At 65.8% G+C, this 26,653-nt stretch carries 27 protein-coding genes; 19 read left to right on the top strand and 8 right to left on the bottom strand.

The window, feature by feature from the left end:
• Positions 1 to 2: 2 nt before the first annotated feature.
• Both glgX and sucT read right to left on the bottom strand, forming a co-directional pair.
• Entirely contained in the window at positions 3 to 2,192 is a 2,190-nt protein-coding gene (glgX, locus tag ADBZ9O_RS20060; protein ID WP_526524688.1) for a glycogen debranching protein GlgX, read from the bottom strand.
• 63 nt (positions 2,193 to 2,255) lie between these two features.
• Positions 2,256 to 4,424 (bottom strand): acetyltransferase SucT, encoded by a 2,169-nt coding sequence (gene sucT / locus ADBZ9O_RS20055; protein WP_526524687.1) that lies wholly within the window; start codon positions 4,422 to 4,424, stop codon positions 2,256 to 2,258.
• A 107-nt stretch (positions 4,425 to 4,531) separates the two neighbouring features.
• Here sucT and bioA point away from each other — a divergent pair, with 107 nt between their 5' ends.
• Genes bioA through ADBZ9O_RS20035 form a run of 4 tightly spaced genes read left to right on the top strand, consistent with a single transcriptional unit; the run spans position 4,532 to position 8,266 of the window.
• Complete coding sequence (gene bioA / locus ADBZ9O_RS20050) at positions 4,532 to 5,845, top strand: adenosylmethionine--8-amino-7-oxononanoate transaminase (RefSeq protein ID WP_526533316.1); 1,314 nt, start codon at positions 4,532 to 4,534, stop codon at positions 5,843 to 5,845.
• A gap of 57 nt (positions 5,846 to 5,902) precedes the next feature.
• Positions 5,903 to 7,066 (top strand): 8-amino-7-oxononanoate synthase, encoded by a 1,164-nt coding sequence (bioF, locus tag ADBZ9O_RS20045; protein ID WP_526524686.1) that lies wholly within the window; start codon positions 5,903 to 5,905, stop codon positions 7,064 to 7,066.
• Entirely contained in the window at positions 7,063 to 7,743 is a 681-nt protein-coding gene (gene bioD / locus ADBZ9O_RS20040) for a dethiobiotin synthase (protein WP_526524685.1), read from the top strand. The genes bioF and bioD overlap by 4 nt, the downstream gene beginning before the upstream one ends.
• Position 7,744: 1 nt before the next feature.
• The gene (locus tag ADBZ9O_RS20035) at positions 7,745 to 8,266 is read left to right on the top strand and encodes a 2'-5' RNA ligase family protein (protein ID WP_526524684.1); all 522 of its coding nucleotides are present in this window, start codon (positions 7,745 to 7,747) and stop codon (positions 8,264 to 8,266) included.
• Here the strand turns inward: ADBZ9O_RS20035 and ADBZ9O_RS20030 are convergent.
• Positions 8,259 to 8,882: a TetR/AcrR family transcriptional regulator gene (locus ADBZ9O_RS20030; protein WP_526524683.1), complete on the bottom strand. Its 624-nt coding sequence runs from the start codon at positions 8,880 to 8,882 to the stop codon at positions 8,259 to 8,261. The two genes, ADBZ9O_RS20035 and ADBZ9O_RS20030, sit on opposite strands and share 8 nt — an antisense overlap.
• 82 nt (positions 8,883 to 8,964) lie before the next feature.
• Between ADBZ9O_RS20030 and bioB the strand changes: the two genes are divergently transcribed.
• Genes bioB through ADBZ9O_RS20015 form a run of 3 tightly spaced genes read left to right on the top strand, consistent with a single transcriptional unit; the run spans position 8,965 to position 10,882 of the window.
• Complete coding sequence (gene bioB, locus ADBZ9O_RS20025) at positions 8,965 to 9,966, top strand: biotin synthase BioB (RefSeq protein WP_526533314.1); 1,002 nt, start codon at positions 8,965 to 8,967, stop codon at positions 9,964 to 9,966.
• A gap of 26 nt (positions 9,967 to 9,992) precedes the next feature.
• A complete protein-coding gene (gene bsaP / locus ADBZ9O_RS20020; protein ID WP_526533312.1) occupies positions 9,993 to 10,220 on the top strand; it encodes a biotin synthase auxiliary protein BsaP in 228 nt (75 codons plus the stop codon).
• Complete coding sequence (locus ADBZ9O_RS20015) at positions 10,217 to 10,882, top strand: DUF2567 domain-containing protein (RefSeq protein WP_526524682.1); 666 nt, start codon at positions 10,217 to 10,219, stop codon at positions 10,880 to 10,882. Before bsaP ends, ADBZ9O_RS20015 begins: the two co-directional genes overlap by 4 nt.
• Before the next feature lie 3 nt (positions 10,883 to 10,885).
• Here the strand turns inward: ADBZ9O_RS20015 and ADBZ9O_RS20010 are convergent, their stop codons facing one another.
• Entirely contained in the window at positions 10,886 to 12,238 is a 1,353-nt protein-coding gene (locus ADBZ9O_RS20010) for a lipase family protein (RefSeq protein WP_526524681.1), read from the bottom strand.
• A 63-nt stretch (positions 12,239 to 12,301) separates the two neighbouring features.
• A complete protein-coding gene (locus tag ADBZ9O_RS20005; RefSeq protein ID WP_526524680.1) occupies positions 12,302 to 12,994 on the bottom strand; it encodes an NUDIX domain-containing protein in 693 nt (230 codons plus the stop codon).
• A 45-nt stretch (positions 12,995 to 13,039) separates the two neighbouring features.
• On the opposite strand from ADBZ9O_RS20005, the gene nadA reads away from it, so the two are divergent.
• From nadA to ADBZ9O_RS19985, 4 genes are all read left to right on the top strand, one after another.
• Positions 13,040 to 14,086: a quinolinate synthase NadA gene (gene nadA / locus ADBZ9O_RS20000; protein WP_526524679.1), complete on the top strand. Its 1,047-nt coding sequence runs from the start codon at positions 13,040 to 13,042 to the stop codon at positions 14,084 to 14,086.
• Entirely contained in the window at positions 14,083 to 15,663 is a 1,581-nt protein-coding gene (locus ADBZ9O_RS19995; protein ID WP_526524678.1) for an L-aspartate oxidase, read from the top strand. The genes nadA and ADBZ9O_RS19995 overlap by 4 nt, the downstream gene beginning before the upstream one ends.
• A complete protein-coding gene (gene nadC, locus ADBZ9O_RS19990) occupies positions 15,663 to 16,520 on the top strand; it encodes a carboxylating nicotinate-nucleotide diphosphorylase (protein WP_526524677.1) in 858 nt (285 codons plus the stop codon). The genes ADBZ9O_RS19995 and nadC overlap by 1 nt, the downstream gene beginning before the upstream one ends.
• Positions 16,521 to 16,977: 457 nt before the next feature.
• Positions 16,978 to 17,526, top strand: a complete 549-nt coding sequence (locus tag ADBZ9O_RS19985; RefSeq protein ID WP_526524676.1) for a hypothetical protein — start codon at positions 16,978 to 16,980, stop codon at positions 17,524 to 17,526.
• A 46-nt stretch (positions 17,527 to 17,572) separates the two neighbouring features.
• On the opposite strand, the gene ADBZ9O_RS19980 is transcribed toward ADBZ9O_RS19985, so the two are convergent.
• From ADBZ9O_RS19980 to rhtB, 3 genes are all read right to left on the bottom strand, one after another.
• Positions 17,573 to 18,664 (bottom strand): PrsW family intramembrane metalloprotease, encoded by a 1,092-nt coding sequence (locus ADBZ9O_RS19980; protein ID WP_526524675.1) that lies wholly within the window; start codon positions 18,662 to 18,664, stop codon positions 17,573 to 17,575.
• A complete protein-coding gene (locus ADBZ9O_RS19975; RefSeq protein ID WP_526524674.1) occupies positions 18,661 to 19,242 on the bottom strand; it encodes a hypothetical protein in 582 nt (193 codons plus the stop codon). The genes ADBZ9O_RS19980 and ADBZ9O_RS19975 overlap by 4 nt, the downstream gene beginning before the upstream one ends.
• A gap of 100 nt (positions 19,243 to 19,342) precedes the next feature.
• Positions 19,343 to 19,978, bottom strand: a complete 636-nt coding sequence (gene rhtB / locus ADBZ9O_RS19970; RefSeq protein WP_526524673.1) for a homoserine/homoserine lactone efflux protein — start codon at positions 19,976 to 19,978, stop codon at positions 19,343 to 19,345.
• Between the two features lie 145 nt (positions 19,979 to 20,123).
• On the opposite strand from rhtB, the gene hisD reads away from it, so the two are divergent.
• The 8 genes from hisD to hisI are packed head-to-tail and all read left to right on the top strand — an operon-like array spanning position 20,124 to position 26,535.
• Positions 20,124 to 21,452 (top strand): histidinol dehydrogenase, encoded by a 1,329-nt coding sequence (hisD, locus tag ADBZ9O_RS19965; protein ID WP_526524672.1) that lies wholly within the window; start codon positions 20,124 to 20,126, stop codon positions 21,450 to 21,452.
• On the top strand, positions 21,449 to 22,579 hold the full coding sequence (locus ADBZ9O_RS19960) for a histidinol-phosphate transaminase (RefSeq protein ID WP_526524671.1): 1,131 nt from the start codon (positions 21,449 to 21,451) through the stop codon (positions 22,577 to 22,579). Before hisD ends, ADBZ9O_RS19960 begins: the two co-directional genes overlap by 4 nt.
• Positions 22,576 to 23,187: an imidazoleglycerol-phosphate dehydratase HisB gene (gene hisB / locus ADBZ9O_RS19955; RefSeq protein ID WP_526524670.1), complete on the top strand. Its 612-nt coding sequence runs from the start codon at positions 22,576 to 22,578 to the stop codon at positions 23,185 to 23,187. Before ADBZ9O_RS19960 ends, hisB begins: the two co-directional genes overlap by 4 nt.
• Positions 23,184 to 23,810: an imidazole glycerol phosphate synthase subunit HisH gene (gene hisH / locus ADBZ9O_RS19950; RefSeq protein WP_526524669.1), complete on the top strand. Its 627-nt coding sequence runs from the start codon at positions 23,184 to 23,186 to the stop codon at positions 23,808 to 23,810. Before hisB ends, hisH begins: the two co-directional genes overlap by 4 nt.
• 14 nt (positions 23,811 to 23,824) lie before the next feature.
• Positions 23,825 to 24,568: a bifunctional 1-(5-phosphoribosyl)-5-((5-phosphoribosylamino)methylideneamino)imidazole-4-carboxamide isomerase/phosphoribosylanthranilate isomerase PriA gene (priA, locus tag ADBZ9O_RS19945; RefSeq protein WP_526524668.1), complete on the top strand. Its 744-nt coding sequence runs from the start codon at positions 23,825 to 23,827 to the stop codon at positions 24,566 to 24,568.
• A gap of 7 nt (positions 24,569 to 24,575) precedes the next feature.
• Positions 24,576 to 25,394: an inositol monophosphatase family protein gene (locus tag ADBZ9O_RS19940; RefSeq protein WP_526524667.1), complete on the top strand. Its 819-nt coding sequence runs from the start codon at positions 24,576 to 24,578 to the stop codon at positions 25,392 to 25,394.
• Positions 25,391 to 26,191 carry an imidazole glycerol phosphate synthase subunit HisF gene (gene hisF / locus ADBZ9O_RS19935; RefSeq protein ID WP_526524666.1) on the top strand — a complete coding sequence of 267 codons (801 nt, stop codon included), beginning with the start codon at positions 25,391 to 25,393 and terminating at the stop codon, positions 26,189 to 26,191. The genes ADBZ9O_RS19940 and hisF overlap by 4 nt, the downstream gene beginning before the upstream one ends.
• Positions 26,188 to 26,535: a phosphoribosyl-AMP cyclohydrolase gene (gene hisI, locus ADBZ9O_RS19930; RefSeq protein WP_526524665.1), complete on the top strand. Its 348-nt coding sequence runs from the start codon at positions 26,188 to 26,190 to the stop codon at positions 26,533 to 26,535. Before hisF ends, hisI begins: the two co-directional genes overlap by 4 nt.
• Positions 26,536 to 26,653: the final 118 nt, after the last annotated feature.

Raw genomic sequence — 26,653 nt, 5'->3', positions numbered from 1 at the left:
GGTCAGGCCGTCTTTCGGAGTATGAGCAGGGACCGCGCCTGAAGCGGTACGGTTTCGCCGGCGGTGACCACGAGATCGCTGGCGCCGGTCGGTTGGGCGGTGTCCAGCGCGGCCGTCCACTCCTTCGCGTAATCACCGTCGGGAGTGACGAAGTCAACGGGTTCGTCGTGGGCGTTGAAACACAACAGGAATGAGTCGTCCGTCACCCGCTCGCCACGGGCGTTGGGCGCGGGAATGGCATCGCCGTTGAGGAACACCGCGACGCATTTACCGAATCCCGAACCCCAGTCTTCTGGTGTCATCTCCGCGCCCGCCGGGGTCAACCAGGCGATATCCCTGGCCTGGTCGGCGGTGCGGATGGGCTTACCTTCGAAGAACCGCCGACGCCGGAAAACCGGGTGCTTCCTGCGCAGTTTGGTGGCAGCCCTGGCGAAGGCGAGTAGGTCGCCGTTGGTCTGGCACAGCGACCAGTCCATCCACGACAGTGGCGAGTCTTGGCAGTACACATTGTTGTTGCCCAACTGCGTACGGCCGATCTCGTCGCCGTGGCTGATCATCGGGGTGCCTTGGCTGACCATCAGCGTGGCGATGATGTTGCGCATCTGCTTATCGCGCAGAGCGACCACCTCGGGATCGTCTGTGGGTCCTTCGACACCGCAGTTCCAGGACCGGTTGTGACTCTCGCCGTCGCGGTTGTCTTCGCCGTTGGCCTCGTTGTGTTTTTCGTTGTACGACACCAGGTCGTTCAGCGTGAAACCGTCGTGGGCGGTAACGAAATTGATGCTGGCGCCGGGGCGCCGGCCGGTGGCTTCGTAGAGGTCCGAGGACCCCGTCAACCGGGAGGCGAATTCGCCGAGAGTTGCGGGCTCGCCCCGCCAGTAATCACGCACAGTGTCCCGATACTTCCCGTTCCACTCGGTCCACAAACCAGGGAAGTTGCCGACTTGGTAACCGCCTTCGCCGATATCCCAGGGTTCGGCGATCAATTTCACCTGGCTGACCACCGGATCCTGCTGCACCAGGTCGAAAAATGCGCTCAGCCGGTCGACGTCGTAGAACTCGCGGGCCAGGGTGGAGGCCAGGTCGAAGCGGAAACCGTCGACATGCATTTCCAGGACCCAGTAGCGCAGCGAGTCCATGATCAGTTGCAGGGTGTGCGGATGGCGCGCGTTGAGGCTGTTGCCGGTTCCGGTGAAATCCTTGTAGAGCTTCAGGTCGCCGTCGAGCAGCCGGTAGTACGCGGCGTTGTCGATACCGCGGAAGTTGATCGTGGGCCCCAGGTGATTGCCCTCGGCGGTGTGGTTGTAGACCACGTCGAGAATGACTTCGATACCTGCTTCGTGGAACGCCTTGACCATCGCCTTGAATTCGGCGACCGCACCGCCGGCGTGCGGGCTGGCCGCGTACTGGAAGTGTGGCGCGAAGAAGCCGACGGTGTTGTAGCCCCAATAGTTGCGCAGTTTCAGGTCGACCAGTCGATGGTCGTGCATGAACTGGTGCACGGGCATCAGTTCGATCGCCGTGACGTTCAGCGATTTGAGGTGATCGATGATGACCGGATGCCCCAGCCCGGAATAGGTTCCGCGCAACTCTTCTGGGATCCCTGGGTGGGTTTCGGTCATCCCTTTGACGTGCGCCTCGTAGATGATCGTCTCGTGGTACGGGGTGCGCGGAGCACGATCGGAGGCCCAGTTGAAGAAGGGGTTGATCACCACGCTGACCATCGTGTGGCCGAGAGAATCCACCATAGGTGGTGTGCCGCCGGCGGCCAGGTCCTCGGCGCCGAGGTCATAGGAGTACAGCGCCTGAGTGAAATCGAAGTCACCGTGGAACGCCTTGCCGTACGGGTCGAGCAGCAGCTTGCTGGGGTCGCAGCGGTGTCCGGCCTGCGGGTCCCACGGCCCGTACACCCGGAACCCGTAGCGCTGGCCCGGGGTGATGGTCGGTAGGTAGGCGTGCCAGACGTAACCGTCGACCTCGTCGAGGTCGATTCTGGCCTCACTGCCGTCCTTGGCGATCAGACACAGTTCGACCTTGTCGGCGACCTCGGAGAAGAGGGAGAAGTTGGTGCCTGCGCCGTCGTAGGTGGCGCCCAGTGGATAGGCGGTACCCGGCCAAACCGTGGTGACAGGGGGGCCCGCCGGCCCCGTAGCTAACCGGTCTGGCTCACTCGACGACGACCTTGAGGACATTGTTTGACCCTATCGGCGCCCGACGTGGGCCGCTCGGTCGCGGCCCCTGCAGTGAACAACAGCTCACCACCAGTGCGTGGCCGCACCGATCTGTCGGCCCAACTCGTTGGTCATGGTGCGCATATACGTTGCCGAGAAGTGATGAGAATCGTGGTATACCAACACATTTCCCTCTACCACCCGGCAGTAGTCCGCCCGGCACACGGCGTCGGTCATATCGAGTGGCTTGAGGTTGGGGAACTGGGCGACGAAGTCCAGTGTCGGGTTGCGGTCCTGCAGGACATCTGATCGCTTCATCCCGCACGAGATCGCCGAACCACCGTCGGCAAGGCAGTCTGCGGCTTCGCTGGGTTTACCGTCCTTGACCAGCCACGGGGTGTCCCGCATCGCCAGCACCGGAATGTTGTTGTCGGCGAATTTCTGCCAGATCCCGATGTAGCTGGCCGGCATCACATCACCGGGTTTGATGTTCCACGGCCGGGTGGAGGTGGTGAAGACATAGTCGGGATGGTCGGCGACCAACTTGTCCATCGTCTGGTTCACCCAGTCGTGGCATTGCGGGTAGGCGGCGTTGTTGCCCATGATCAGCGGGACGGTTTCGGTCGACAGTGGGCAGCCCATCTTCAGGTAGGTGACCACCTTGAAATGCTTCATCCGGCCGAGCAGATCCAGCGCCGTGATCCAGTGCTCGGCGTGTGACCCGCCGGCCAGCGCAATGGTGCGGACCGCGTCCTTGTCTCCGTAGGTGCAGTTGATCAGGGCCGCGTTGTTGAAGTCACTGATGCAACCGTCGGCGGTGGATTCCGGCAGATCGTCTTTGGCTTCGAGCACCGTCGGACGCATCGGCAGCTTGGGCACCCGGGCCTGGTTGATCAGGGCGCGTGCGCCTGGGTAGTCGCGCGAGCTCAGTCCGGACAGTTCCTTACCGCTGGCCCGCTGGACGGTGACATGCTCGCGCCAGGTGAACGAGGTGGCCGTCAGCGCGACCCCGAGTAGGGCCACCACGGACCCCAGGGCGATGGTCGGACGGCGCCATCTGGTCCGCCAGGGCGGCCGCACCGTCGTGGTCACCCGCGCTGGTCCCCGGTAGCGCAACGGCTCTTCCACGAAGCGCATCGTCAGGTAGGCCAACAGACCGGACACCGCCAGGATGCCAAGGCCGTCGAGGAAGGTGGCGTGCGAGTGGCCCGAGAAGGACAGCCAGAAAATAAGTAGTGGCCAATGCCACAGATACAACGAATAAGCCATCGCACCCAGTGTCACCAACGGGGCGATGGCCAGAATCCGGTTGGGTAACGGCATCCGATCCCGGGTGAGCGGGTCGGCCTGACGGTTTGCCGCCGCCAGGATCATCAGCACGGTGGCGCCGACGGGGACCAGCGCCCAGGGGCCGGGGAATTCCGCGACGCCATCGATCAGGGCGCCGCAGGACAGGATCGCCGCCAACGCGACCGTCGCGACCACGGTGCGCAGCCACATCGGCCACCGCACATAGGGCACCAGCGCGCCGACGAGCGCTCCGAGCAGCAACTCCCAGGCTCGCGCAAAGCTGTTGTAGTACGCGATGGACTGGTTTTCTTGGTGCGCGATGATGGCGTAGACGAACGAGGCGATGGTCAGTCCGATCAACACCGTGATGAACACGACGCGCAGACGTTTGCCCAGCGGTTTGCCAAGCCCGACAGCCAACAACCCGACGATCAACAGCAAGGCGATGTAGAACTGCCCCTGCACCGACATCGACCAGATGTGTTGCAACGGACTGACAGATTCACCGGCTCGCAGATAGTTCGACGCGGTGTCCGCCAGCTCCCAGTTCTGGTAGTAGCCAAGGCTGGCGAGACTCTGGTCGGCAAACGTTTCCCAGCGTGTCTCCGGTTGCACGAGAATCGTCAGAACCGCCGAGGCGGCCAGCACCACAACCAAAGCGGGCAGCAGTCGACGAACCAGTCGCACGACCTCCCGCCCCGGCGACAGCGACGTTGCCGGGTTGAGCGCATTGCGCAGCAATCGACCGCCGAAGAAGAATCCGGACAGGACCAGGAAAACGTCGACACCACCGGAAACCCGGCCGAACCAGATATGGAAGACAGCAACCAGCGCGATGGCGACCCCGCGGAGGCCATCGAGATCGTGACGGTAGAACCCGGCTTTTCTGGAGCCCATCGCGGGGGCATCGGCAGGAGCCGGAACGGTTGCTGGCGCCGGCCGGGTGGGAGTCAAGAACATCATGGTCGAGAGACAATCTACCCAATCAGGCTGGACGTCTCCTGCCGAGCAAAAGTCCAGCGAACCCCCGCACCGCACTAGGCTCTGACTCCGTGTCGGCGCAGTCCGGGTTGTCCCCGTCCCTAACCCCCGTGCAAATCAGCGCTATCGATGCCGCACATGTATGGCACCCCTACAGCACGATCGGGGCGCCCGGTTCCCTGCCGCCGGTGGTGGCGGTCGCCGCCAAGGGCGCCTGGTTGACGGTGATCCGTGACGGCGGGGAGGTTCGTGTTCTCGACGCGATGAGCTCGTGGTGGACGGCTGTGCACGGGCACGGGCACCCCGTCCTGGATGCGGCGCTGACCCGGCAGCTCTCGGTGCTCAACCACGTGATGTTCGGCGGGTTGACGCACGAACCGGCGGCCAGGCTGGCCCAGCTGCTCGTCGAGATCACCCCGGAAGGTCTGGAGACGGTGTTCTTCAGCGACTCCGGCTCGGTGTCGGTGGAGGTCGCCGTGAAGATGGCCTTGCAGTACCAGCGCAGCCGGGGCCTGGGCGGTAAGCACCGGTTGATGACCTGGCGCGGCGGCTACCACGGCGACACGTTCACTCCGATGAGTGTGTGCGACCCCGAGGGCGGGATGCACGAACTGTGGACCGGGGAAAACTCAGTGTTGGCTGCTCAGGTTTTCGCCCCCCAAGTGCCGACCGCCTACGACCCGGCCTACAGCGCGGAGTTCGAGACGATTCTCACAGCGCACGCCGACGACGTGGCCGCTGTCGTGGTCGAACCCGTCGTCCAGGGTGCCGGCGGCATGCGGTTCCACGACCCGCGGTACCTGAGCGATCTGCGCGCGATCTGCGATCGCCACGACGTGTTGCTGATCTTCGACGAGATCGCCACCGGGTTCGGCCGCACCGGTGAACTTTTCGCCGCCGACCACGCTGGCGTCTGCCCGGACATCATGTGTGTCGGCAAGGCGCTGACCGGCGGCTATGTCACCCTTGCCGCGACGCTGTGCACCGCTGAGATCGCGCACGTGATCAGCAACTCCGAGGCGGGTGCACTGATGCACGGCCCGACGTTCATGGCCAATGCGCTGGCCTGCGCGGTATCGGTGGCCAGCGTCGAGGTGCTGCTGGCCCAGGACTGGCGGACCCGCATCGCCGAGATCAGCACCGGGCTGCGCGCGGGGCTCGAACCGGCCAGGGCGCTGCCCGGGGTCGCCGATGTCCGGGTGTGCGGCGCTATCGGCGTCATCGAGATGGAGGAACCTGTCGATCTCGCGGTGGCGACTCCTGCCGGGCTGGACAACGGTGTGTGGCTGCGGCCGTTTCGCAACCTGATCTACGCGATGCCGCCCTACATCTGTCCACCGGAGGAGATCGACCAGATCACCTCGGCGATGGTGGCGATTGCCGGTCAATTGCCAAAGCGTTGACCTGAAGCGTTAACCTGAACGGTGTTCAAGTGATGCCGCATGGTTGGGAGTAGGCCGGTGACCCGCGCCGTTGAATCGCCACTCGCGTGGCTGGAGGACGTCGCGGCGCAGCGCCGAGCGGCGGGACTGCGGCGCTCGCTGAACCCGCGCCGACCCGGCGCCGCCGACGTAGACCTCGCCTCCAACGACTATCTGGGCCTGGGGCAACACCCGGCTGTCATCGATGGCGGGGTGAGCGCGTTGCGCACCTGGGGCGCGGGATCCACCGGCTCGCGCCTGGTCACCGGCGATACCGAGCTGCATCAGCAGTTCGAGGTCGAACTGGCCGAATTCATGGGCGCGCCAGCGGCTTTGGTATTTGCCTCGGGGTACGCTGCCAATCTCGGCGCGGTCGTCGCACTTTCGGGACCCGGCTCGTTGGTGGTTTCGGACGCGTTCTCGCATGCCTCGCTGGTCGATGGCTGCCGGCTTTCTCGCGGCCGCGTCGTGGTGACACCGCATGCCGATGTCGACGCGGTCGGGACAGCACTGGCCAATCGCGACGAGGAGCGGGCGCTGGTCATCACCGATTCGGTGTTCTCCGCCGAGGGCACGCTGGCCCCGCTGCAGCGGTTGCACGACACGTGCCGCCGATACGGGGCGGTTCTGCTGGTGGACGAGGCGCATGGTCTCGGTGTCCGGGGTTCCGGTGGTCGCGGTCTGGTGCACGAGGTGGGTCTGGCGGGCGCACCCGATGTGGTGGTGACGACGACGTTGTCCAAGGGGCTGGGCAGCCAGGGTGGCGCCGTCCTCGGTTCGGCGGCCGTTCGCGACCATCTGATCGACGCCGCGCGAACCTTCATCTTCGATACCGGGCTGGCACCTGCCGCGGTCGGTGCCGCGCTGGCCGCGCTGCGGGTGCTGGCCGCCGAACCGTGGCGCGCCGAAGCGGTCCTGCAGCGCGCCAAGGAACTCGCGGAGATGTGTGATGTCGCCGAACAGCCGGATTCCTCAGTGGTTTCGGTGATTCTCGGCGCGCCGGAAGTGGCATTGGCCGCCGCGGCCGCGTGCCTGGAGCGCGGTGTCCGGGTGGGATGTTTCCGGCCGCCGACGGTGCCGGCAGGGACGTCGCGGCTGCGGCTGACCGCACGCGCCTCGCTGACCGATGACGAAATGTCGCTGTCCCGAGAGGTATTCGCCGAGGTGCTCGGTATTGCGCGGGCGGGAGCTTCGGCGCGATGAGCACCGTCTTGGTCACCGGCACCGGCACCGGCGTCGGTAAGACGGTCGCCACCGCGGCGCTGGCCTGCCACGCCAGACTGGCGGGTTTGGACATCGCAGTCTGTAAACCCGTGCAGACGGGCACGGCGAACGGCGACGACGACCTGGCCGAGGTCGGCCGACTGTCCGGCGTGACAGCACTCAGCGGCTCGGCGCGTTATCCCGAGCCGCTGGCACCCGTCGCAGCGGCCAAGGCTGCGGGATTACCCCTGCCGACACGCGACGAACTGCTGGCTGAGATCCGCCGGGCCGATGCGCCGGGCCGGCTCACCCTGGTCGAGGGTGCCGGTGGGCTGCTCGTCGAATTGGGTGCCGATGGTTTGACGTTGCGTGACCTCGCGGTCGAGCTGTCCGCCCCCGTCCTAGTGGTGGTCGGACCGGAACTCGGCACCTTGAACTACACCATGCTGACCCTGGAAGCGCTTGCCGCCAAGGGGATTTCGTGCGCCGGGCTGATCATCGGCAGCTGGCCTGCCCAGCCAGGGGCCGCCGAGGTGTCCAACCGTGGTGCACTGGCTGAACTGGCAACGGTGCGAGCGGCGCTCCCTGCTGGCGCCGGATCGCTGTCGTCGGCCGATTTCGCGACGTTGAGCCGTCCGGCGTTCGACCCCGAATGGGTCTCGACTTTGGCTGGCTGAGATGGCGCATTCGGTCGAGCTGCTCTTCGACGTCGAGACCGATGCCGCCGTGCGCCGGGCGTGGGACGTCCTGGCGCAGGCGGGGCTGCCCAGCCAGGCCCAGCACACCGCCCCGAGCAATCGCCCCCACATCACGCTGGCGGTCGCCGACACCATCGCGCCTGACGTCGACGATGCGTTGAGCGCACTCGCAGATCTGCTGCCGCTGGACTGCACCGTCGGGGCGCCGCTGGTGTTCGGGACGGGACGATTCACGTTGGCGCGGCTGATCGTTCCGTCGGCCGCGCTGCTGACTCTGCAGCAGCAGGTGCACCAACTCTGCCTGCCCCATATGTCACCTGGCCCGGCGTCGCATACCGTTCCCGGGCGGTGGACACCGCACGCCACGCTGGGGCGACGGCTCAGCGCTGCGCAACTGGGCGACGCATTGGCGGTCCTGCCCACTGGCGACCTGGCCGGCCGATGTGTCGCGCTGCGGCGCTGGGATGGCGATCAACGCGTCGAGCACGCCCTGATCAGCTGAGGTGCCGGGCCTGTACCGACAGGCCGTCGACCAATACCGTCAGCCCAAATCCGAACGCGGCGCCCTGTTCTGTGCCCCGCGGGCCCGCCGGGTCCAGCAGTGAGCGCTCGGGTTCCAACGCGCCGGCAGCGTCCCACTGCAGCCGGGACTGCTCGTCGGCGGTGAAGCCGAGGACGTAGTAGATGATCGTGCGGGCCGCCAGCTCGGCGTTCTCCGGGACGACGCCCGCCTCGACAGTGGCGTCGGCGAGCACGGCCAGGATGTGACGCATGCCGTGGGACTTCCCGGCCGCAAAGCTGGCCGACACCAGTTCGGCGCCGTCGGTATGGGAGAGCAGCGCATCACGTAACCGCTGCGCCGCTTCGGTGATCCGGTTCTGCCAGCCGGTTGTGTGCGCGGGCACACAGGCAGGCCGTAGTACTTCGTCGGCGACCGCGCCCAGCAGGTGCTGCTTATCGGCGAAATGCCAGTACAGCGATCCTGCGGTGACGTCGAGCTCGCGGGCCAGTCGGCGCATCGTCAGGTCGGCGATCCCGTAGTTGTCCAGGATCTCGGTTGCCTTCGCGATGATTCGACTGGCGATTTCGCCGTTGGGGTCGCGTTTGTGCTGTGGCACGCCGCTACCATAACCTGAACACCGTTCAAGTACGGATTCGCACGCACATGCAGATTGGAGTTCGCCAGTGACGCAGTCGGCGATCAGCGGTACCGACGTTTTGGGTCTGGCGCGTGAGCAGGTGCTCGAGCGTGGCGAAGGCTTGACCCAGGATCAGGTGTTGGCTGTTCTGCAGCTGCCCGATGACCGGCTCGAAGATCTGCTGGCGCTGGCCCACGAGGTGCGGATGCGGTGGTGCGGCCCCGAGGTCGAGGTCGAGGGCATCATCAGCCTGAAGACCGGCGGCTGCCCCGAGGACTGCCACTTCTGTTCGCAGTCAGGCCTTTTCGCGTCTCCAGTGCGCAGTGCGTGGCTCGATATCCCGAGCCTGGTCGAGGCTGCCAAGCAGACCGCCAAGTCCGGGGCCACCGAATTCTGCATCGTCGCCGCGGTCCGCGGTCCCGACGAGCGTCTGCTGGCTCAGGTCGCCGCGGGTATCGAAGCCATCCGCAACGAGGTCGATATCCAGATCGCGTGCTCGCTGGGCATGTTGACCCAGGAGCAGGTGGAGCGCCTTGCTGCCATGGGCGTGCATCGCTACAACCACAACCTGGAGACCGCGCAGTCGTACTTCCCCAACGTCGTCACCACCCATACGTGGGAGGAGCGCTGGGGCACGCTGGAGATGGTGCGCGAAGCCGGTATGGAGGTCTGCTGCGGCGGCATCCTCGGCATGGGCGAAACATTGGAACAGCGCGCAGAATTCGCCGCCAACCTGGCCGAATTGAACCCCCACGAGGTTCCGTTGAACTTCCTCAACCCCCGGCCGGGCACGCCGTTCGGCGATCTTGAGGTGCTGCCCGCCTCGGAGGCGCTCAAGGCTGTCGCCGCGTTCCGATTGGCGCTACCGCGCACCATGCTGCGCTTTGCCGGCGGTCGCGAGATCACGCTGGGCGATCTGGGGGCCAAACGGGGCATCCTCGGTGGTATCAACGCGGTGATCGTCGGGAACTACCTGACTACTCTCGGCCGTCCCGCCGAGGCCGACCTTGAGCTGCTCGACGATCTCCAGATGCCGATCAAGGCCCTTAACGCGAGCCTGTGACCCGCCGTCTGTAAAAAGGGCACGTGATGGTTCAGCAGCTGCCCTCTCCTGTCGGAGCCGGCCTCTTCAACGTGTACACCGGTGCGCCTGCGGGTGGTGTGGTGCCCGCGGCGGCTCAACTCGGGCTGGAACCACCCCGGTTCTGCGCCGAATGTGGCCGCCGGATGATCGTTCAGGTGCGCCCTGACGGGTGGTGGGCGAAATGCTCCCGGCACGGCATGGTCGATTCGAAGGATCTGGAGGCCCAGAGATGACGCAGCTGACGCACACGGAGTATCAGGTCGAATCACCGTCGCGGATCTCCCGTGGGCGAGCAGCGTTGACGGTCGTTGCGGGGCTCGCTGTGGCCGGCGTGGTGGTCGGTGTGCTGTGGGCGTGGATCGCGCCGCCGGTACACGGCGTGGTGGCGCTGACCAAAAGCGGTAATCGCGTCCACGCCTACCTCGGTAATGAGGCCGACCACTTCTTCGTCGCCGCCTTCATGATGCTCGGCATGCTCGGCGTGGTGGCGGTGGTGGCCGCCGTACTCGTCTGGCAGTGGCGTGCACACCGCGGACCGGTGGTGGCCTTGGCTCTCGCGGTCGGAGCCGTCATTGCCGCAGGGATCGCCACCACGGTGGGTGCGTTGCTGGTGCGGTCCCGCTACGACATCGTCAACGTCGAGACGGCGCCTGTCACACCGGAGAACAAGCTCTACTACTTCACCGAGGCATCATCGGTGTTTTTCGGTCACTCGCCGTGGCAGATGGCGACCACGCTGTTGGTGCCCGCGGCCGCCGCAGCACTGGTGTATGCATTGTTCGCAGTCTCGACCGCGCGCGACGATCTTGGCGGTTACCCGCCGGTGGACGCCTCGCCACGGCCGGCACCGGTGCCGGTGTTGGTGCCGCCCGACGAGACCGCGACGCCCAGTTAGGACCTACTGGTCCAGGCTGGACAACGGGGTGCGTTCCACCCGGCGGCCGCTGAGTACCTTGGCGCTGATCAGCGCCAGGCGGGCCATTCCGCGGTAGGTGGATGGATTGAGCAGGGTGGGCCACGTGGTCCGGACCACGTGATCGCGTAGCGGGCGGCCGGCGAACCGGTCCCGCAACCAGCGCAGCGTCATCGGCGCGGACATCGGATGCAGCAGCATGTGTTCGCTGAACCGGTCGCGGTGATAGGTGACCTCGGCGCCGCCCTCGGTGTAGGTCGCTGCCAGCGCGTCGATATCGGCCACCGACACAATCCGGTCGTGCACGGCCTGCACGATCAGCACGGGCGGTTTCGGCGCTGCGGTGCCGAGTTTGATATCGGCGAAGACGTGCTGGACCGCGGGGGTGTCGAGGATCTGTTCCAGCGGCAGATCGACCATCGATCCCATGTCCTTGCCGACCATCCGGATCACCGCCGCCATGGTGGTCATCGTCTCCAGCTGATTCAGCAGCGCTCGGCCTTCGACGGTGACGTGCTCATTGATCACCTGGTCGAGGTCGGGGTAGATATGCGCCAGCGCGGCGACCACCAAGGCAGGCAAGCCGGAGTAGAAGGTCCCGTTGAGCCTGCGAAAGGTACTGCCGAGATCGCCGACGGGGGAGCCGAGCACGGCGCCGACGACATTGAGCTCAGGGGCGTAGGTCCCGGCCACTTCGGCCGCCCAGGCCGTCGCCAAACCGCCACCGGAGTAGCCCCACAGCCCGACCGAGGTATCCGGTGACAGCTGCACCCGTTCGGAGCTCAACGCGGCCCGAATGCCGTCGAGCACGCGGTAGCCGGGTTCGTAGGGAGCACCCCACATACCGCCGAGGCCTTCATGATCGGGTATCGACACCGCCCAGCCCTCGGCCAATGCGGCGGCGACCAGCAGTAGCTCGAACTGGGCCAGAGCACCGACCGCCCGCGCGCCGCGGCGCAGGGCGTAGGACGGGAAGCAGCGGTCCGCGACGGCGTCGATGGCGCACTGGTAGGACACGATGGGGCAGGGTGTTTCTGGGGTTCGCTCGGCCGGCACCAGCACCGTCGTCACCGTGGCCTCAGGCGCGCCGTGCATGTCGGTGGTTCGGTACAGCAGCTGGGTGGCTGCGAATCGCTGCGGAATGAAACCGAGAAACGCCAGCTCGACATCGCGTGAGCGCAACACCGTGCCAGGTTCGGCGTGCTCAAACCCGGCGGGCGGCTGATAGAACGGGTCATCGGCGGGCAGCGTGGGGCGGACCTTGCCCTGCAGCGCTTCGTGGGCCGGTCTGCCGATCCATTCGGCGCCGGTCGATGTGGCTGCGCTGCCGATGTCCATGCGAGTTACCTCCGCCGTAAAAAGGTCATTGTCTCTTAACGATCCCTTAAAAACCAAACTTGGTCAGCTTGGTGGACGGAGTGCGGCAAACTCATCAGTGACACGCAACCGGGAGTCGGTGAAACGAAAAACGGCTGCGGGCCGCCCGCCACTGCGGCCCGACTGGGCGGTGTTGCCCGTTCGGGTGATGACGCCACGACGTTGCAGGACACGCTGCAGATTGGTCGCGTCGACCTGGTAGTCCAGTGCGGCACCGTAGATATCGCGCAGTGTCGAGACCACGAATTCTCTTGGCGCCAAGGCAAATCCGATATTCGTATAGGACAGTTTCGCGACCAGCCGCGCGCGTGCGTGCGTCACCATCGGGCCGTGGTCGAAGGCCATCGGCGGTAACGCGTTCACCGGATGCCAGCGGGTGTCGGGCGGTAACTCCGGGGTAGCGGGGGAGGGCACCAGGCCCAGGAAGGTCGACGCGATGGTTCGGGTTGCGGGCACCCGGTCGGGGTCGGAGAACACCGCTAACTGCTCGAGGTGTGCGATCTCGCGCAGATCGACCTTCTCGGCAAGTTGTCGACGAACTGAACTCGTCATGTCTTCGTCGTGCCGCAGGCTGCCGCCAGGCAGTGACCACGCGCCGCGTTGCGGTTCCTGGGCTCGCTGCCAGAGCAGCACGTTGAGCTGCGGCTTCGTGGTGTTGAGGCCGCGAACCTGGAAGACCACGGCGAGCACCTCGTGCGCGGTGCTAATATGAACCATGTTTTCGATTGTAAGTCGAAAACCTCTACGGCGAAAGGCGCGGCCATGACAGTCCTGGACCGCTTTGCAACTGAGGCCAATCTGGCCGCACAGATCATCGATGGACCCGGTGGGTATTCCGGAGTACTCGGCGACGAGGAATGGGCCGCCGAAGTTCGCCGGCTGGCGACATTGCGTGGTGCCACCCTGCTTGCGCACAACTACCAGCTGCCTGCCATCCAGGATGTTGCCGACCACGTCGGAGACTCCCTGGCGCTGTCGCGGATAGCGGCGGAGGCGCCTGAGGACACCATCGTGTTCTGCGGTGTGCATTTCATGGCTGAGACGGCCAAGATTCTGAGCCCCGAGAAGACCGTGCTGATACCCGACCAACGCGCGGGCTGCTCACTGGCCGACTCGATCACCGCTGAGCAGCTGCAGGCCTGGAAAGACGAATATCCCGACGCTGTCGTGGTGTCGTATGTGAACACCACTGCCGCTGTGAAGGCATTGACCGATATTTGCTGCACCTCATCGAATGCCGTCGAGGTGGTCGCGTCCATCGACCCAGACCGCGACGTGTTGTTCTGCCCCGATCAGTTTCTCGGCGCGCACGTCAGGCGTATGACCGGTCGGACCAACCTGCACATCTGGGCGGGTGAGTGCCACGTGCACGCCGGGATCAACGGTGACGAACTCGCCGAACAGGCCAGGGCCCATCCGGATGCCGAACTGTTCGTCCATCCCGAATGCGGTTGCGCGACATCGGCTCTATACCTGGCCGGCGAAGGTGCCTTCCCCGAGGACCGGGTGAAGATCCTGTCCACCGGCGGGATGCTGGACGAGGCGCGGAAAACAGATGCCCGGCAGGTCCTGGTCGCCACCGAGGTTGGCATGCTGCACCAGTTGCGTCGTGCGGCACCAGATATCGACTTCCGCGCGGTCAACGATCGGGCGTCGTGCAAGTACATGAAGATGATCACCCCCGCCGCCCTGCTGCGCTGCCTGGTCGAGGGGGCCGATGAGGTTCATGTTGATCTCGAAACCGCTCGGCTGGCTCGACGCAGTGTGCAACGGATGATCGAGATCGGGCAGCCCGGCGGCGGAGAGTGAGCTCGCCACGGTGCGGCGGCGGGGCGCTGTGGCAACAGCGCGCCGATGTCATCGTCATCGGTACCGGTGTGGCAGGGCTGGCCGCCGCGCTGGCGGCCCACCGACGCGGCAAGCGGGTGGTGGTCCTCAGTAAAGCGGCCGAGACGGCGACGTTCTACGCCCAAGGTGGTATCGCCGTGGTGCTACCGCGCACCGATGATTCCATCGACGCGCATGTGGCAGACACCCTCGCCGCGGGCGGCGACCTCTGCGACCCGGACGCGGTGCGCTCCATTGTCGCCGACGGTTATCGTGCCGTCAGCGAATTAGTCGCCAGCGGTGCACATTTCGACGAATCGGCGCCGGGGCAATGGGCGCTGACCCGCGAAGGCGGGCATTCGCGGCGGCGCATCATCCACGCCGGCGGCGACGCGACCGGCGCCGAAGTGCAGCGGGCGCTTGATCGGGCGGCAGCCCTGCTCGACATCCGGCGAAACCACGTTGCTCTCCAGGTTTTACGCGATGACACCGCAGTGACAGGTGTGCTGGTGATGAGCGAGGACGGGCCGGGCATCGTGCACGCGCCTGCCGTCATTCTCGCCACCGGTGGCCTCGGGCACCTCTTCGCCGCGACCACCAACCCCGACGGTTCCACCGGCGACGGGGTGGCCCTGGCCCTATGGGCTGGCGTTGCGGTCAGTGATATCGAGTTCATCCAGTTTCACCCGACCATGCTGTTCGACGGACAAGGCGGTGGACGGCGGCCGTTGATCACCGAGGCGATCCGCGGTGAAGGCGCCACTTTGGTTGATCGGCAAGGCAATTCGGTGACCGCCGGCGCGCATCCGATGGGTGATCTCGCCCCGCGGGATATCGTCGCGGCCGCCATCGACGCCCGCCTCACCGAAAGCGGTGACTCCTGTGTGTACCTCGATGCCAGAGGCATTGCCGGGTTCGAGCAACGGTTCCCGACGGTGACCGCTGCGTGCCGGGCGGCAGGTATCGACCCGACGCGCGAACCGATCCCCGTGGTACCTGGCGCGCACTACAGCTGCGGTGGCGTCCTGACCGACGTGCACGGACGGACCGATCTGCCGGGGCTGTTCGCCGCGGGGGAGGTCGCCAGAACCGGGATGCACGGCGCGAACCGCCTGGCGTCGAACAGTCTGCTCGAAGGACTGGTGGTCGGCGGACGGGCCGGCCACGCCGCGGCCGCGCATGCCGATACCGCCGGCGCGACGAGGGCTGACACCTCCGAGCGTGTCGCCTACCGCGCCATCGACCGCGTCGGACTCCAGCAGGCGATGTCGCGAGATGCGTCGGTGGTGCGCAACGCGGCCGGGCTGCACAGGCTCGCCGACCTGATCGACAGCGCCCGTCCGCTCGACCCCAGAACGCGGGGCGCCTTCGAAGATGCCGCTTTGACCGTGACGGCGCAGGCGGTCACGGCGGCGGCATTGGCCCGCGCCGAGAGTCGTGGCTGCCATCACCGCGGCGATCACCCCGATACCGATGCTGCCCAGGCCCATAGCGCGGTGGTCCGGCTCGCTGACGGACGCGCGGTCATCGACACACCGGCCCCGGCGGCGGTGTCCTGATGGCGCTCAGCGATGACGAACTGGCCGAAGCACGTTCGACGATCATCCGCGGCCTCGACGAAGACCTCCGGTTCGGTCCCGATATCACCACGCTGTCAACGGTTCCCGCCGATGCGGTGACGACGGCGGCGATGGTCACCCGCGACGGTGGCGTCGTGGCAGGGATCGATATCGCCCTGCTGGTTCTGGACGAGGTGCTCGGCGCAGACGGCTACCGAGTGATCGGCCGGGCCGATGACGGTGATCGCCTCAATTCCGGCGATGCCCTGCTGACGCTGGAAGCGCAAACCCGTGGATTGCTGACCGCGGAACGCACGATGCTCAACCTGGTCTGCCACCTGTCCGGGATTGCGACGGCGACCGCCGCGTGGGTAGCGGAAGTCGAGGGCACCAAAGCCAAGATCCGGGACACCAGGAAGACGCTGCCCGGCTTGCGGGCCCTGCAGAAGTACGCGGTCCGCATCGGCGGCGGAGTGAATCACCGGATGGGCCTCGGGGATGCCGCGCTGATCAAGGACAACCATGTCGCCGCTGCCGGTTCGGTGGTTGCCGCGCTGCGTGCGGTTCGCGAGGCCGCCCCCGACCTGCCGTGTGAGGTCGAAGTCGACTCTCTCGAGCAGCTCGACGCGATTCTCGCCGAGGATGTCCAATTGGTCCTGCTCGACAATTTCGCGGTATGGGAGACGCAGATCGCCGTGCAGCGCAGAGACAATCGCGCCCCGGGTGTGCAGCTGGAGTCCTCGGGTGGGCTATCGCTGGACTCGGCAGCGGCCTACGCGAGTACCGGTGTCGACTATCTGGCGGTCGGAGCACTGACGCACTCGGTCCGGATACTCGATATCGGGCTGGACATGTAGGTGACAGGGTGGTGCGATTAGCCGTTCTGTCCGTTGGTGCCGTTACCGAATATGCCCGAGCTTGCCACCGGTGTTTGCTCGTTGAAGTTGACGCAGACATGGTTGATTCCCGTCGAGACCGGACAGTCGATCCGGTCGCGCGTGTTCTGATCGCCGATCTTAAATAGCTCGCGACAGGGCTGTTTTCAGCGGTGCATGACGGATTCCGAGCCACAGTACCCGCTTAGGGTGCACCCAACCACGTACCATTCTGACCGTCACAGTTTGCTGTAGATCTCAATGCAATAAACCGTCAATGAGTTGTGGCGGATATCGGTCACATTAACAATTGACGCTGGGGTGTTTGCTCCGCGCCGCGCCTAAAAGACCGTCGCTTTGTCATCGACGTCAATATCGACACGGGCGGATCGCAGGGGCGTTGAACCGCGACCGGACTCACGACAGTTACCATCGCGGCATGTCGGAATCCACTGAAGACGGCTCGTCCACCCGGCGAGCCCACCGCCCAACCACTACTCGCGACCGCAGTCAAATCGCCCTCATTGTCGTCGCCGCGATCGCTGTTGTGGCGCTCGCTCTTGCTGGGTGGGCACTTCTGCGGCCAGCACCGGTCGCCTCGGGGTCTGCTGCGGAATCGGGGAACTACACCGACGCGCAGCGAAGTGACAGCAAAGCCAAAATCTGCACGGCGTTCAACACGGTCCGGACCGGCGTCACGCAGAACACCAACTTGGCCGCGCCTGGCGGCCCGGAAGATGTGACCGGTGCGCTCGCTGTTGCTGCCAACGCGCGACTGTCGCTCTACGACGGTGGCCAGTACCTGCTGGCACGTCTTGATCCGGCGACTCCTGCGGAGTTAGCAGATCCGGTGCGTGCCTTCGGTAACGGCTTGATGGACATCGGAGCGGCCGCGACCGCGGGTGCACAGAATTCGGACCCGGCGCAGGCCGCCCGCCTGAAGGATGCCGACGCTGCGAACACCACCATCGCGGGCTTGTGCCGGTAGCTGGGCAGACCCGCTGAGCGCGCCGAACTTCGGCATCACAGCGGGCCTAACCTGACTGGATCGCGTCGAGCGCCTGATTTTGCTGATAGCGGATCGCCTTCTTGGCGGCCCGTCCGCCGCTGCTGCGGAACTGGCGCTGCAGTTGCCGACGAGTTCGCCTAGTCGGAAGTGAATCCAACACGGCCGCATCGAATTTCGACAGCCGGCCGGTGCGGCCGGTCGCGATTTGGTCAGTTACCCAACGCCGTTCCGCACGCAGCAGCAGCAACGTGGGCACCAGGAAGATGACGGTGTTCACCGCCACCTTGATGACCAGGGTCAGCAAACCGTTGTCATCCCAAGAGGGGGTGGGGGAGTCCCAGATGAAATGCATGAGCGACGCGCAGGCCATCAGCGTGAGGGCCAACGGAATGCGCCGGGACCGTGGCCAATGCGCGCGCCCGGCGAACGACGGCAGCAGCAGCAGTGCGCCGACCGTGGCCAACGAGGTGTAAGCCCAGTGAGCGGGGACGGCAGTCAAGATTCGCAACGCCAGATTCGACCCGGCTCCGGATAGGTCGGAATCCAGACTCGAGATGGCTTGGCTGGCGGCGTAGGTCAGGTCCTCCGAGATGTCGAAGCCGAACCCGACGAACATGCCCAGTAACAGGGCATGGGAGATGCGGTTGCACACCGGGGCGGCCAGTACGAGGATCACCACCGCACACATGGCCTTGGCGGCTTCCTCGATGATTGGGGCGGTCAGCGCGGCCGACCATGCGGTCAACGTATCGGGGTCAAGCACGCGGGCCCACAGAGATGTCAGGGCTCCGTTGCCGTTCATGGCCATCGCAATCGCGGTGGTGCCGCCCAGTGCGGTGCCTGCGACCAGGGCCTGGGGATACTGCCGCGCGCTGCGGAACGGGTCGAATTTGAACATCAGCCATACCAGGAAGACGATGAAGCCCAGCCAGATCGGTCCGAGCGCGATCTGGGCGTCCAACGTTTCGTTGATGGTGACCGCACTGTCGTCGAGCAGGACAAAGGTGCCGACGAACAGCGCAATCAGGAACAACCAGAAAACCGCCGACTCCGGTCGGTAGATGACGGGTGTGCGCACCGAAACGGTCGGTTCGGCAGCGGTGGCAAAAGCGGTCACTGCTTGTCCTTCTTTTCCATCGGGGCCACCACGTCGGTGATCGGTAGCGCGGGTTGCCCGGGGTGACCTACCGAAATCACCGAGACCACGACGTCGTCGTCGACGAGGTAGGCGCAGCTACCGGTGGCTTCTGTGGTGACCACCACACAGGTCTCGCCGGTCAGGGCGCCATCGGCAGAGGCGATCGATCCGCCATCGAGCGCTGAGTTGATGCCCTGAATTCGGTTGGCGCGCATCAACCGTTGTGCCACCGATTCGGGATCTCGCCCTGATCTGTCGTACACGGCCACAAGGACGACCGATCCACCATCGGACCGCAGTACGGCGGTATCGCCGTTGTCCTGAGCTTCCCAACCGTCGGGGGCCACCACGACAACCCCATTGCCGTCGGCGGTGAAGATATCGACCTGGGTGGCTCCGTCGGCGGACTCCCAGCCGGGTTCGGGTAGCAGCGCGTCCGCGACCATCGGTACCACGGGGATCGCCACCAAACCGGCCGCAAGGGCCAGGGCCGCGCGCCGCTGAGCTAATTTGCGCCGACGAGGTGGTCGATCGAGGACACCGGAACGTTCGGCCATGCGACCACCCATGTTCATAATTGACGGCTGTGATTATTCGGTGGCAACAATAGGCGATCAGCAATGTCCTTGCGACTGCAATGACGCCGCGTGTCGGGTCCTAAGCCGTCGCAGCCTTTCGCACGAGTGACAACACCACTGCGGCCGTCGCGAACAGCCCGGAGAACACCCGGTTCAACACGGTCTGCTGACGCGGTGTGCTGAGCCAACGCAGCAGTCTGGCCGCCAGCGCGGCGTACCCGCCCATCACCACCAGATCGACCGCCACCATGGTGACTCCGATGAGTACGTATTGGGGGAGCAGCGGAGCCGTCGGCACCACGAACTGCGGCAGCACCGCAAGCAGGAAGACCAAGCCTTTGGGGTTGGTGATATTGACCAGGCAGCCGCGCACCACCATCGGAAACGGCCTATCGTCGGCCTGCTGACCGAGTTGCGCACTCAGGTCGAATCTGGCGGTTCGCCATTGCCGGATCGCCAGGTAGATCAGATATGCCACACCGAGCCATTTGATGATGGTGAACGCCAGCACCGAATTGGCCAGGGCGGCCCCGAGTCCGACGGCGACCAGCACCAGTTGCGCCATCAGACCGATTTCCAGGCCGGTGATCGACCAGTATGTCCGTCGCACGCCGTGCGCCGAACCGGTCGCCATCGTCAGAATCGCTCCTGCGCCGGGGGACACGCTGATCAGGATCGCCGCCCCGAGGAACGCCAACCACAATTGCCACTGCACGGCCGAAGTGTGGCAGTCGGCCGGGCCGCAGCTCAATCGATTTATTCAGCTGGACCGACCCGTATCGGACCGTCCGCGTCCGCGCTACGGACGGTTCGGTGGCCGGATTTTTATTCAGCTGGACCGATCAGGGACAATTGAGCAGATGGCCAGCTTCGAGATGCCCCGGATCGACCTGCGTAATCGCCGCATGTCCACTGCGCAGTTGCGTACCACCCTGCCGCGCGGCGGCGTCGACGTCGACTCTGTCCTGCCCAAGGTGCGCCCCATCGTCGATGACGTGGCGGCCCGCGGTGCGATCGCGGCCCTGGAATATGGCGCTTCGTTCGACGGGGTGCGGCCCGATGCGGTGCGGGTTCCCGCCGCTGCCCTGGACAAAGCGCTGAGCGATCTCGGCGCTGACGTGCGCGCCGCGCTCGAGGTGGCGATCGAACGCACCCGCGCGGTGCACGCTGATCAGCGTCGCACCGACACCACCACCGAACTCGCGCCGGGCGCCACGGTCACCGAGCGCTGGGTGCCTGTCGAACGGGTCGGGCTGTACGTTCCCGGTGGCAATGCCGTCTATCCGTCCAGCGTGGTGATGAACGTCGTCCCGGCGCAGACTGCCGGCGTCGATTCCCTGGTGGTCACCAGCCCGCCGCAGGCCCAGTTTGGCGGCTTGCCGCACCCGACCATCCTGGCCGCGGCCCGCCTGCTCGGTGTCGAGGAGGTCTGGGCCGTGGGTGGCGCCCAGGCGATCGCGCTGTTGGCGTACGGCGGGACCGACACCGATGGCAGCGAACTGGCTCCCGTGGACATGATCACCGGCCCGGGAAACATCTATGTCACCGCGGCCAAGCGCATCTGCCGCTCCCAGGTCGGTATCGACGCCGAGGCGGGCCCGACGGAGATCGCCATCCTGGCCGATCACACCGCCGACCCCGTGCACGTCGCCGCCGATCTGATCAGCCAAGCCGAGCACGACGAGATGGCCGCCAGCGTGCTCGTCACCCCGAGCAGCGACCTCGCCGTAGCGGTGGACGCCGAGTTGGCTGTCCAGCTGCAGACCACCGTGCACCGCGAACGGGTGCTGACGGCACTGCAGGGCCGTCAGTCGGCGACGGTGCTGGTCGACGATGTCGAGGCCGGCGTCAGGGTGGTCAACGCCTACGCCGCCGAACACCTGGAGATCCAAACCGTCGACGCCGCGGCCGTGGCCAATCAGATCCGTTCCGCCGGCGCTATTTTCGTCGGCGCCTGGTCGCCGGTCAGCCTGGGCGACTACTGCGCAGGGTCCAATCACGTGCTGCCCACCGCGGGCTGCGCCCGGCATTCCAGCGGCCTCTCGGTGCAGACCTTCCTGCGCGGTATCCACGTCGTCGACTACACCGAGGCCGCCCTCAAAGACGTCTCCGGCTACGTCATCACCCTGGCCCAGGCCGAGAACCTGCCCGCCCACGGCGAGGCAGTGCGACGGAGGTTCGAGAGATGACCGGCGAGAGCATCAGTCTGTCCGACCTGCCGTTGCGGGACGACCTGCGCGGCAAATCACCCTATGGTGCACCACAATTGGTCGTCCCGGTCCGGCTCAACACCAATGAGAATCCGCACCCGCCGACTCCTGCGCTGATCGACGATGTGACCGCATCGGTGCGGGATGCTGCGGCCGAGTTGCACCGGTACCCGGACCGCGATGCCGTGGCCTTGCGCGCCGACCTGGCGGCCTACCTGAGTGCGCAGACCGGTGTCCCGCTAGGAGTCGAAAACCTTTGGGCGGCTAACGGTTCCAATGAAATCCTGCAGCAACTGCTACAGGCGTTCGGCGGACCGGGCCGCAGTGCCATCGGTTTCGTCCCGTCGTACTCGATGCACCCCATCATTTCCGATGGCACCCAGACCGAATGGCTCGAAGCTGCGCGGGGAGACGATTTCAGCCTCGATATCGATATCGCCGTCGACGCGATCGGGGAGCGCCGCCCTGATGTGGTGTTCCTGGCCAGTCCGAACAACCCGTCCGGGCAGAGTGTCCCGCTGGGGGATCTACGCAAGATCCTCGACGCCATGCTGGGCGGCGTCCTCATCGTCGACGAGGCCTACGGCGAATTCTCTTCCCAGCCCAGCGCGGTCGCATTGATCAGCGACTACCCGGCCAAGCTGATCGTCACCCGCACGATGAGCAAGGCCTTCGCGTTCGCCGGCGGCCGGCTGGGATACCTGATCGCCGCACCCGCGGTCATCGACGCCATGCTGTTGGTGCGTCTGCCGTATCACCTCTCGGTGGTCACCCAGGCCGCCGCTAGGGCGGCGCTGCGGCACGCCGATGACACCCTCGGCAGCGTGGCGACTCTCATCGCCGAACGGGACCGGGTGTCGGCGGCGTTGTCAGACATGGGTTTCCGGGTCATCCCCAGCGACGCGAATTTCGTGTTGTTCGGTGAGTTCGCCGACGCGCCCGCCACCTGGCAGCGTTACCTGGACGCCGGAATCCTGATCCGCGACGTCGGTATCCGCGGATACCTGCGCGCCACCACCGGGCTGGCCGAAGAAAACGATGCGCTGCTGGCCGCGAGCGCACGCCTGGCCGATACCGAACTGGCCTCAACAGTAGGAGCACAGTGACAAGTCGGATCGCGAGAGTCGAACGCAAGACCAAGGAGTCCGACATCGTCGTCGAGATCAACCTCGACGGCACCGGAGATGTCCACATCGACACGGGTGTGCCGTTTTTCGACCATATGCTGACCTCGTTGGGCACCCACGCCAGCTTCGATCTGACCGTGCGTGCCACGGGCGACGTTGAGATCGAAGGCCACCACACCATCGAAGACACTGCGATCGTGCTCGGTCAGGCACTGGGCCAGGCGCTCGGCGACAAGAAGGGTATCCGCCGGTTCGGCGACGCCTACATCCCGATGGACGAGACGCTGGCGCACGCCGCCGTCGACGTCTCGGGGCGACCGTATTTTGTGCACACCGGTGAGCCGGAGTTCATGGTGCACTTCACCATTGCGGGCTCCAGCGCGCCCTACCACACGGTGATCAACCGGCACGTCTTCGAGTCACTGGCCTACAACGCGCGCATCGCCCTGCATGTGCGCACGATCTATGGCCGGGACCCTCATCACATCACCGAGGCGGAGTACAAGGCTGTCGCGCGGGCACTGCGTGAGGCTGTCGAACCAGACCCCCGGGTGTCCGGGGTGCCGTCGACCAAAGGCACTTTGTGACCGCGAGTCGCAAGAAGCTGGTCGTCCTCGACTACGGCTCGGGCAACCTGCGTTCGGCGCAGCGAGCGCTGGAGCGGGTGGGCGCTGACGTCGAGGTGACGGCCGATCCCGCACTGGCCGCCGAAGCCGACGGTCTGGTGGTTCCCGGTGTGGGTGCGTATGAAGCCTGCATGACCGGTCTGCGGGCCATCGGTGGTGAGAAGATCATCGCCGAACGGATCGCCCGTAACCGGCCCGTGCTCGGTGTGTGCGTCGGTATGCAGATTCTGTTCACCCGTGGGGTCGAGTTCGGTGTCGAATCGTCTGGCTGCGGGCAGTGGCCAGGTGCGGTCACCCGACTCGACGCACCCGTCATCCCGCATATGGGGTGGAATGTCGTCGATGCCGCCCCTGGCAGCGTGTTGTTCAACGGACTCGGCGCCGATACCCGGTTCTACTTCGTGCACTCTTACGCCGCCCAAACGTGGACGGGCCGGCCCGACGCCCGACTGACGTGGGCAACACATCACGTACCGTTTCTGGCCGCCGTCGAAGACGGCCCGTTGTCGGCGACACAATTTCATCCGGAAAAGAGCGGTGACGCCGGTGCGATACTGCTCACGAATTGGGTTGAGGGACTGTAGTTTTGAATACATCGATGACGAGCCCACCGCTCATCCTGCTGCCTGCCGTCGACGTCGTCGAAGGCAAAGCGGTGCGCCTGGTTCAGGGTAAGGCCGGAAGTGAAACCGATTATGGCTCAGCCTTGGAAGCTGCCGAGGTCTGGCAGCGTGACGGTGCCGAGTGGATCCATCTGGTGGACCTCGACGCCGCCTTTGGTCGCGGCTCCAATGCCGAACTGCTGGCCGAACTGGTCGGCAAGCTCGACGTCGCTGTTGAACTCTCCGGCGGCATCCGTGATGACACCTCGCTGAAGGCCGCCCTGGCCACCGGCTGCGCCCGGGTCAACATCGGTACCGCGGCGTTGGAGAATCCGCAGTGGTGCGCGGCGGCCATCGCCGAGTACGGCGATCGGGTCGCGGTCGGGTTGGACGTCCTTATCGATGACTCTGGCTACCGGTTGCGGGGCCGCGGTTGGGAAACCGACGGCGGCGACCTGTGGGAGGTGCTGGACCGGCTCGACCGGGAAGGCTGCTCGCGGTTCGTCGTCACCGACGTCACCAAGGACGGCACCCTGACCGGTCCGAACCTGGAACTGCTCGCCGCTGTCGCCGCGCGCACCGACGCTCCGGTCATTGCCTCCGGTGGGGTCTCCAGCCTTGAGGATCTGGTCGCGATCGCCACCCTGACCGGCAGCGGTGTGGAAGGTGCCATCGTCGGGAAGGCGCTCTACGCAGAGCGATTCACCTTGCCGCAGGCGCTCGCCGCGGTCAGCGGTTAAGGCAGCGATGGCAGTCGATGCCACCGATTTGTCCGCACTCGTCGCCACGGCTGCGGACATCCTGGATGCGGCGGCGAAACCGTTTGTCGCGGGCCGTGGCGCCAAATCCGCTGTCCGCAAAAAGGGCAACGATTTCGCCACCGAAGTCGATCTGGCCATCGAACGAGAGGTCGTCGAGGCGCTGACCACCGCCACCGGGATCGGGGTGCACGGCGAGGAGTTCGGCGGCGCCGCAATCGATTCCCCGTTGGTGTGGGTACTCGATCCGATCGACGGCACCTTCAACTACGCCGCCGGTTCGCCGATGGCGGCGATTCTGCTGGGATTGCTGCGCGACGGTGAACCCGTTGCCGGCCTGACCTGGATACCGTTCACCGGCGACCGCTACACCGCCGTCGAAGGCGGACCGCTGTATGCCAACGGGGTGGCGCAACCGCCGCTGAGTTCGCCGGCGCTATCGGACTCGATCGTCGGATTCGGAACGTTCAACATCGACTGGCGGGGCCGTTTCCCCGGCCGTTATCGGGTGGCGGTGCTGGAGAACCTGAGCCGGGAATGCTCACGTCCGCGGATGCACGGTGCCACCGGTGTCGACCTGGCTTATGTCGCGGACGGAATACTCGGGGGCGCCATCACTTTCGGTGATCATGTGTGGGATTACGCCGCTGGGGTGGCGCTGGTGCGCGCCGCAGGCGGCATCGTCACCGACTTAGATGGCGCGCCGTGGACGCCGACCTCGCTGTCGGCCGTGGCCGGCGCACCCGGTGTGCACGAGCGGCTCATCGAGATCGTGAAATCTGCTGGCGTACCGGAGGATTACCGATGACCGAGGTGCAACACGACCTGAGACATGACGTGGCTACTCGGGTCATTCCCTGCCTGGACGTCGACAACGGCCGGGTGGTCAAAGGCGTCAACTTCGAGAACCTGCGCGACGCGGGTGACCCGGTGGAACTCGCCGCGCTCTACGACGCGGAGGGTGCCGACGAGCTGACGTTCCTCGACGTGACGGCGTCGTCGTCGGGTCGGAGCACCATGCTCGACGTCGTGCGGCGCACCGCCGAACAGGTTTTCATCCCGCTGACCGTCGGTGGTGGTGTGCGTTCGGTCACCGATGTCGACGTGCTGCTGCGTGCCGGGGCGGACAAAGTGTCGGTCAACACCGCCGCCATCGCCCGACCCGAGCTGCTCGCCGAGCTGTCGCGGCAGTTCGGCTCGCAGTGCATCGTGTTGTCCGTCGATGCGCGCACCGTTCCGGCCGGCGAGGCCCCAACACCGTCGGGCTGGGAAGTCACCACCCACGGTGGTCGGCGTGGTACCGGTATCGACGCCATCGAATGGGCCGCTCGTGGGGCCGAACTCGGGGTGGGGGAGATCCTGCTCAATTCGATGGACGCCGATGGCACCAAGACCGGTTTCGATCTGGCGATGCTGCGTGCTGTGCGGGCCGCGGTGACGGTTCCGGTGATCGCCAGCGGTGGTGCGGGCGCGGTGGAACATTTTCCGCCGGCGGTTGTTGCAGGAGCCGACGCCGTACTGGCCGCAACCGTCTTCCATTTCCGGGAGCTGACCATCGCCCAGGTCAAGGCGGCGATGGCGGCCGAAGGGATCATTGTCCGGTGACACTTCACCCCGATATTGCCGCGCGGCTCAAACGCAATGCTGACGGTCTGTTCACGGCCGTGGTCCAGCAACACGGCACCGGTGATGTGCTGATGGTCGCGTGGATGGACGACGATGCGCTGGCACGCACGCTGGCCACCCGGGAAGCCACGTATTTCTCCCGATCGCGCGGTGAGCAGTGGATCAAGGGCCTGACCTCGGGGCACACCCAGCGCGTGCACTCGGTGCGGCTGGACTGCGACGGGGATGCGGTTCTGCTCGAGGTCGACCAGGTCGGCGGGGCCTGCCACACCGGTGACCACAGCTGTTTTGACGCTGACCTGCTCTTGGCCGCCGAGGACTAAATGGGCCGAGCAGACGTAAAAGGGTACAAATTCGTGCGGAAAAGTACATGTTTGCGTCTGCTCGCCAAGGGTCGGCGCGCGTTTCGCTGCCGCGCCTTGTCGGTGGCCTGCATCAGAA

Origin of the sequence: Mycobacterium sp., from assembly GCF_965229105.1 — a bacterium.
In the GTDB taxonomy this organism is placed as follows: domain Bacteria; phylum Actinomycetota; class Actinomycetes; order Mycobacteriales; family Mycobacteriaceae; genus Mycobacterium.
The sequence above is the reverse complement of the archived record's forward strand: the minus strand, read 5'-3'. Positions and strand labels throughout refer to the sequence as shown.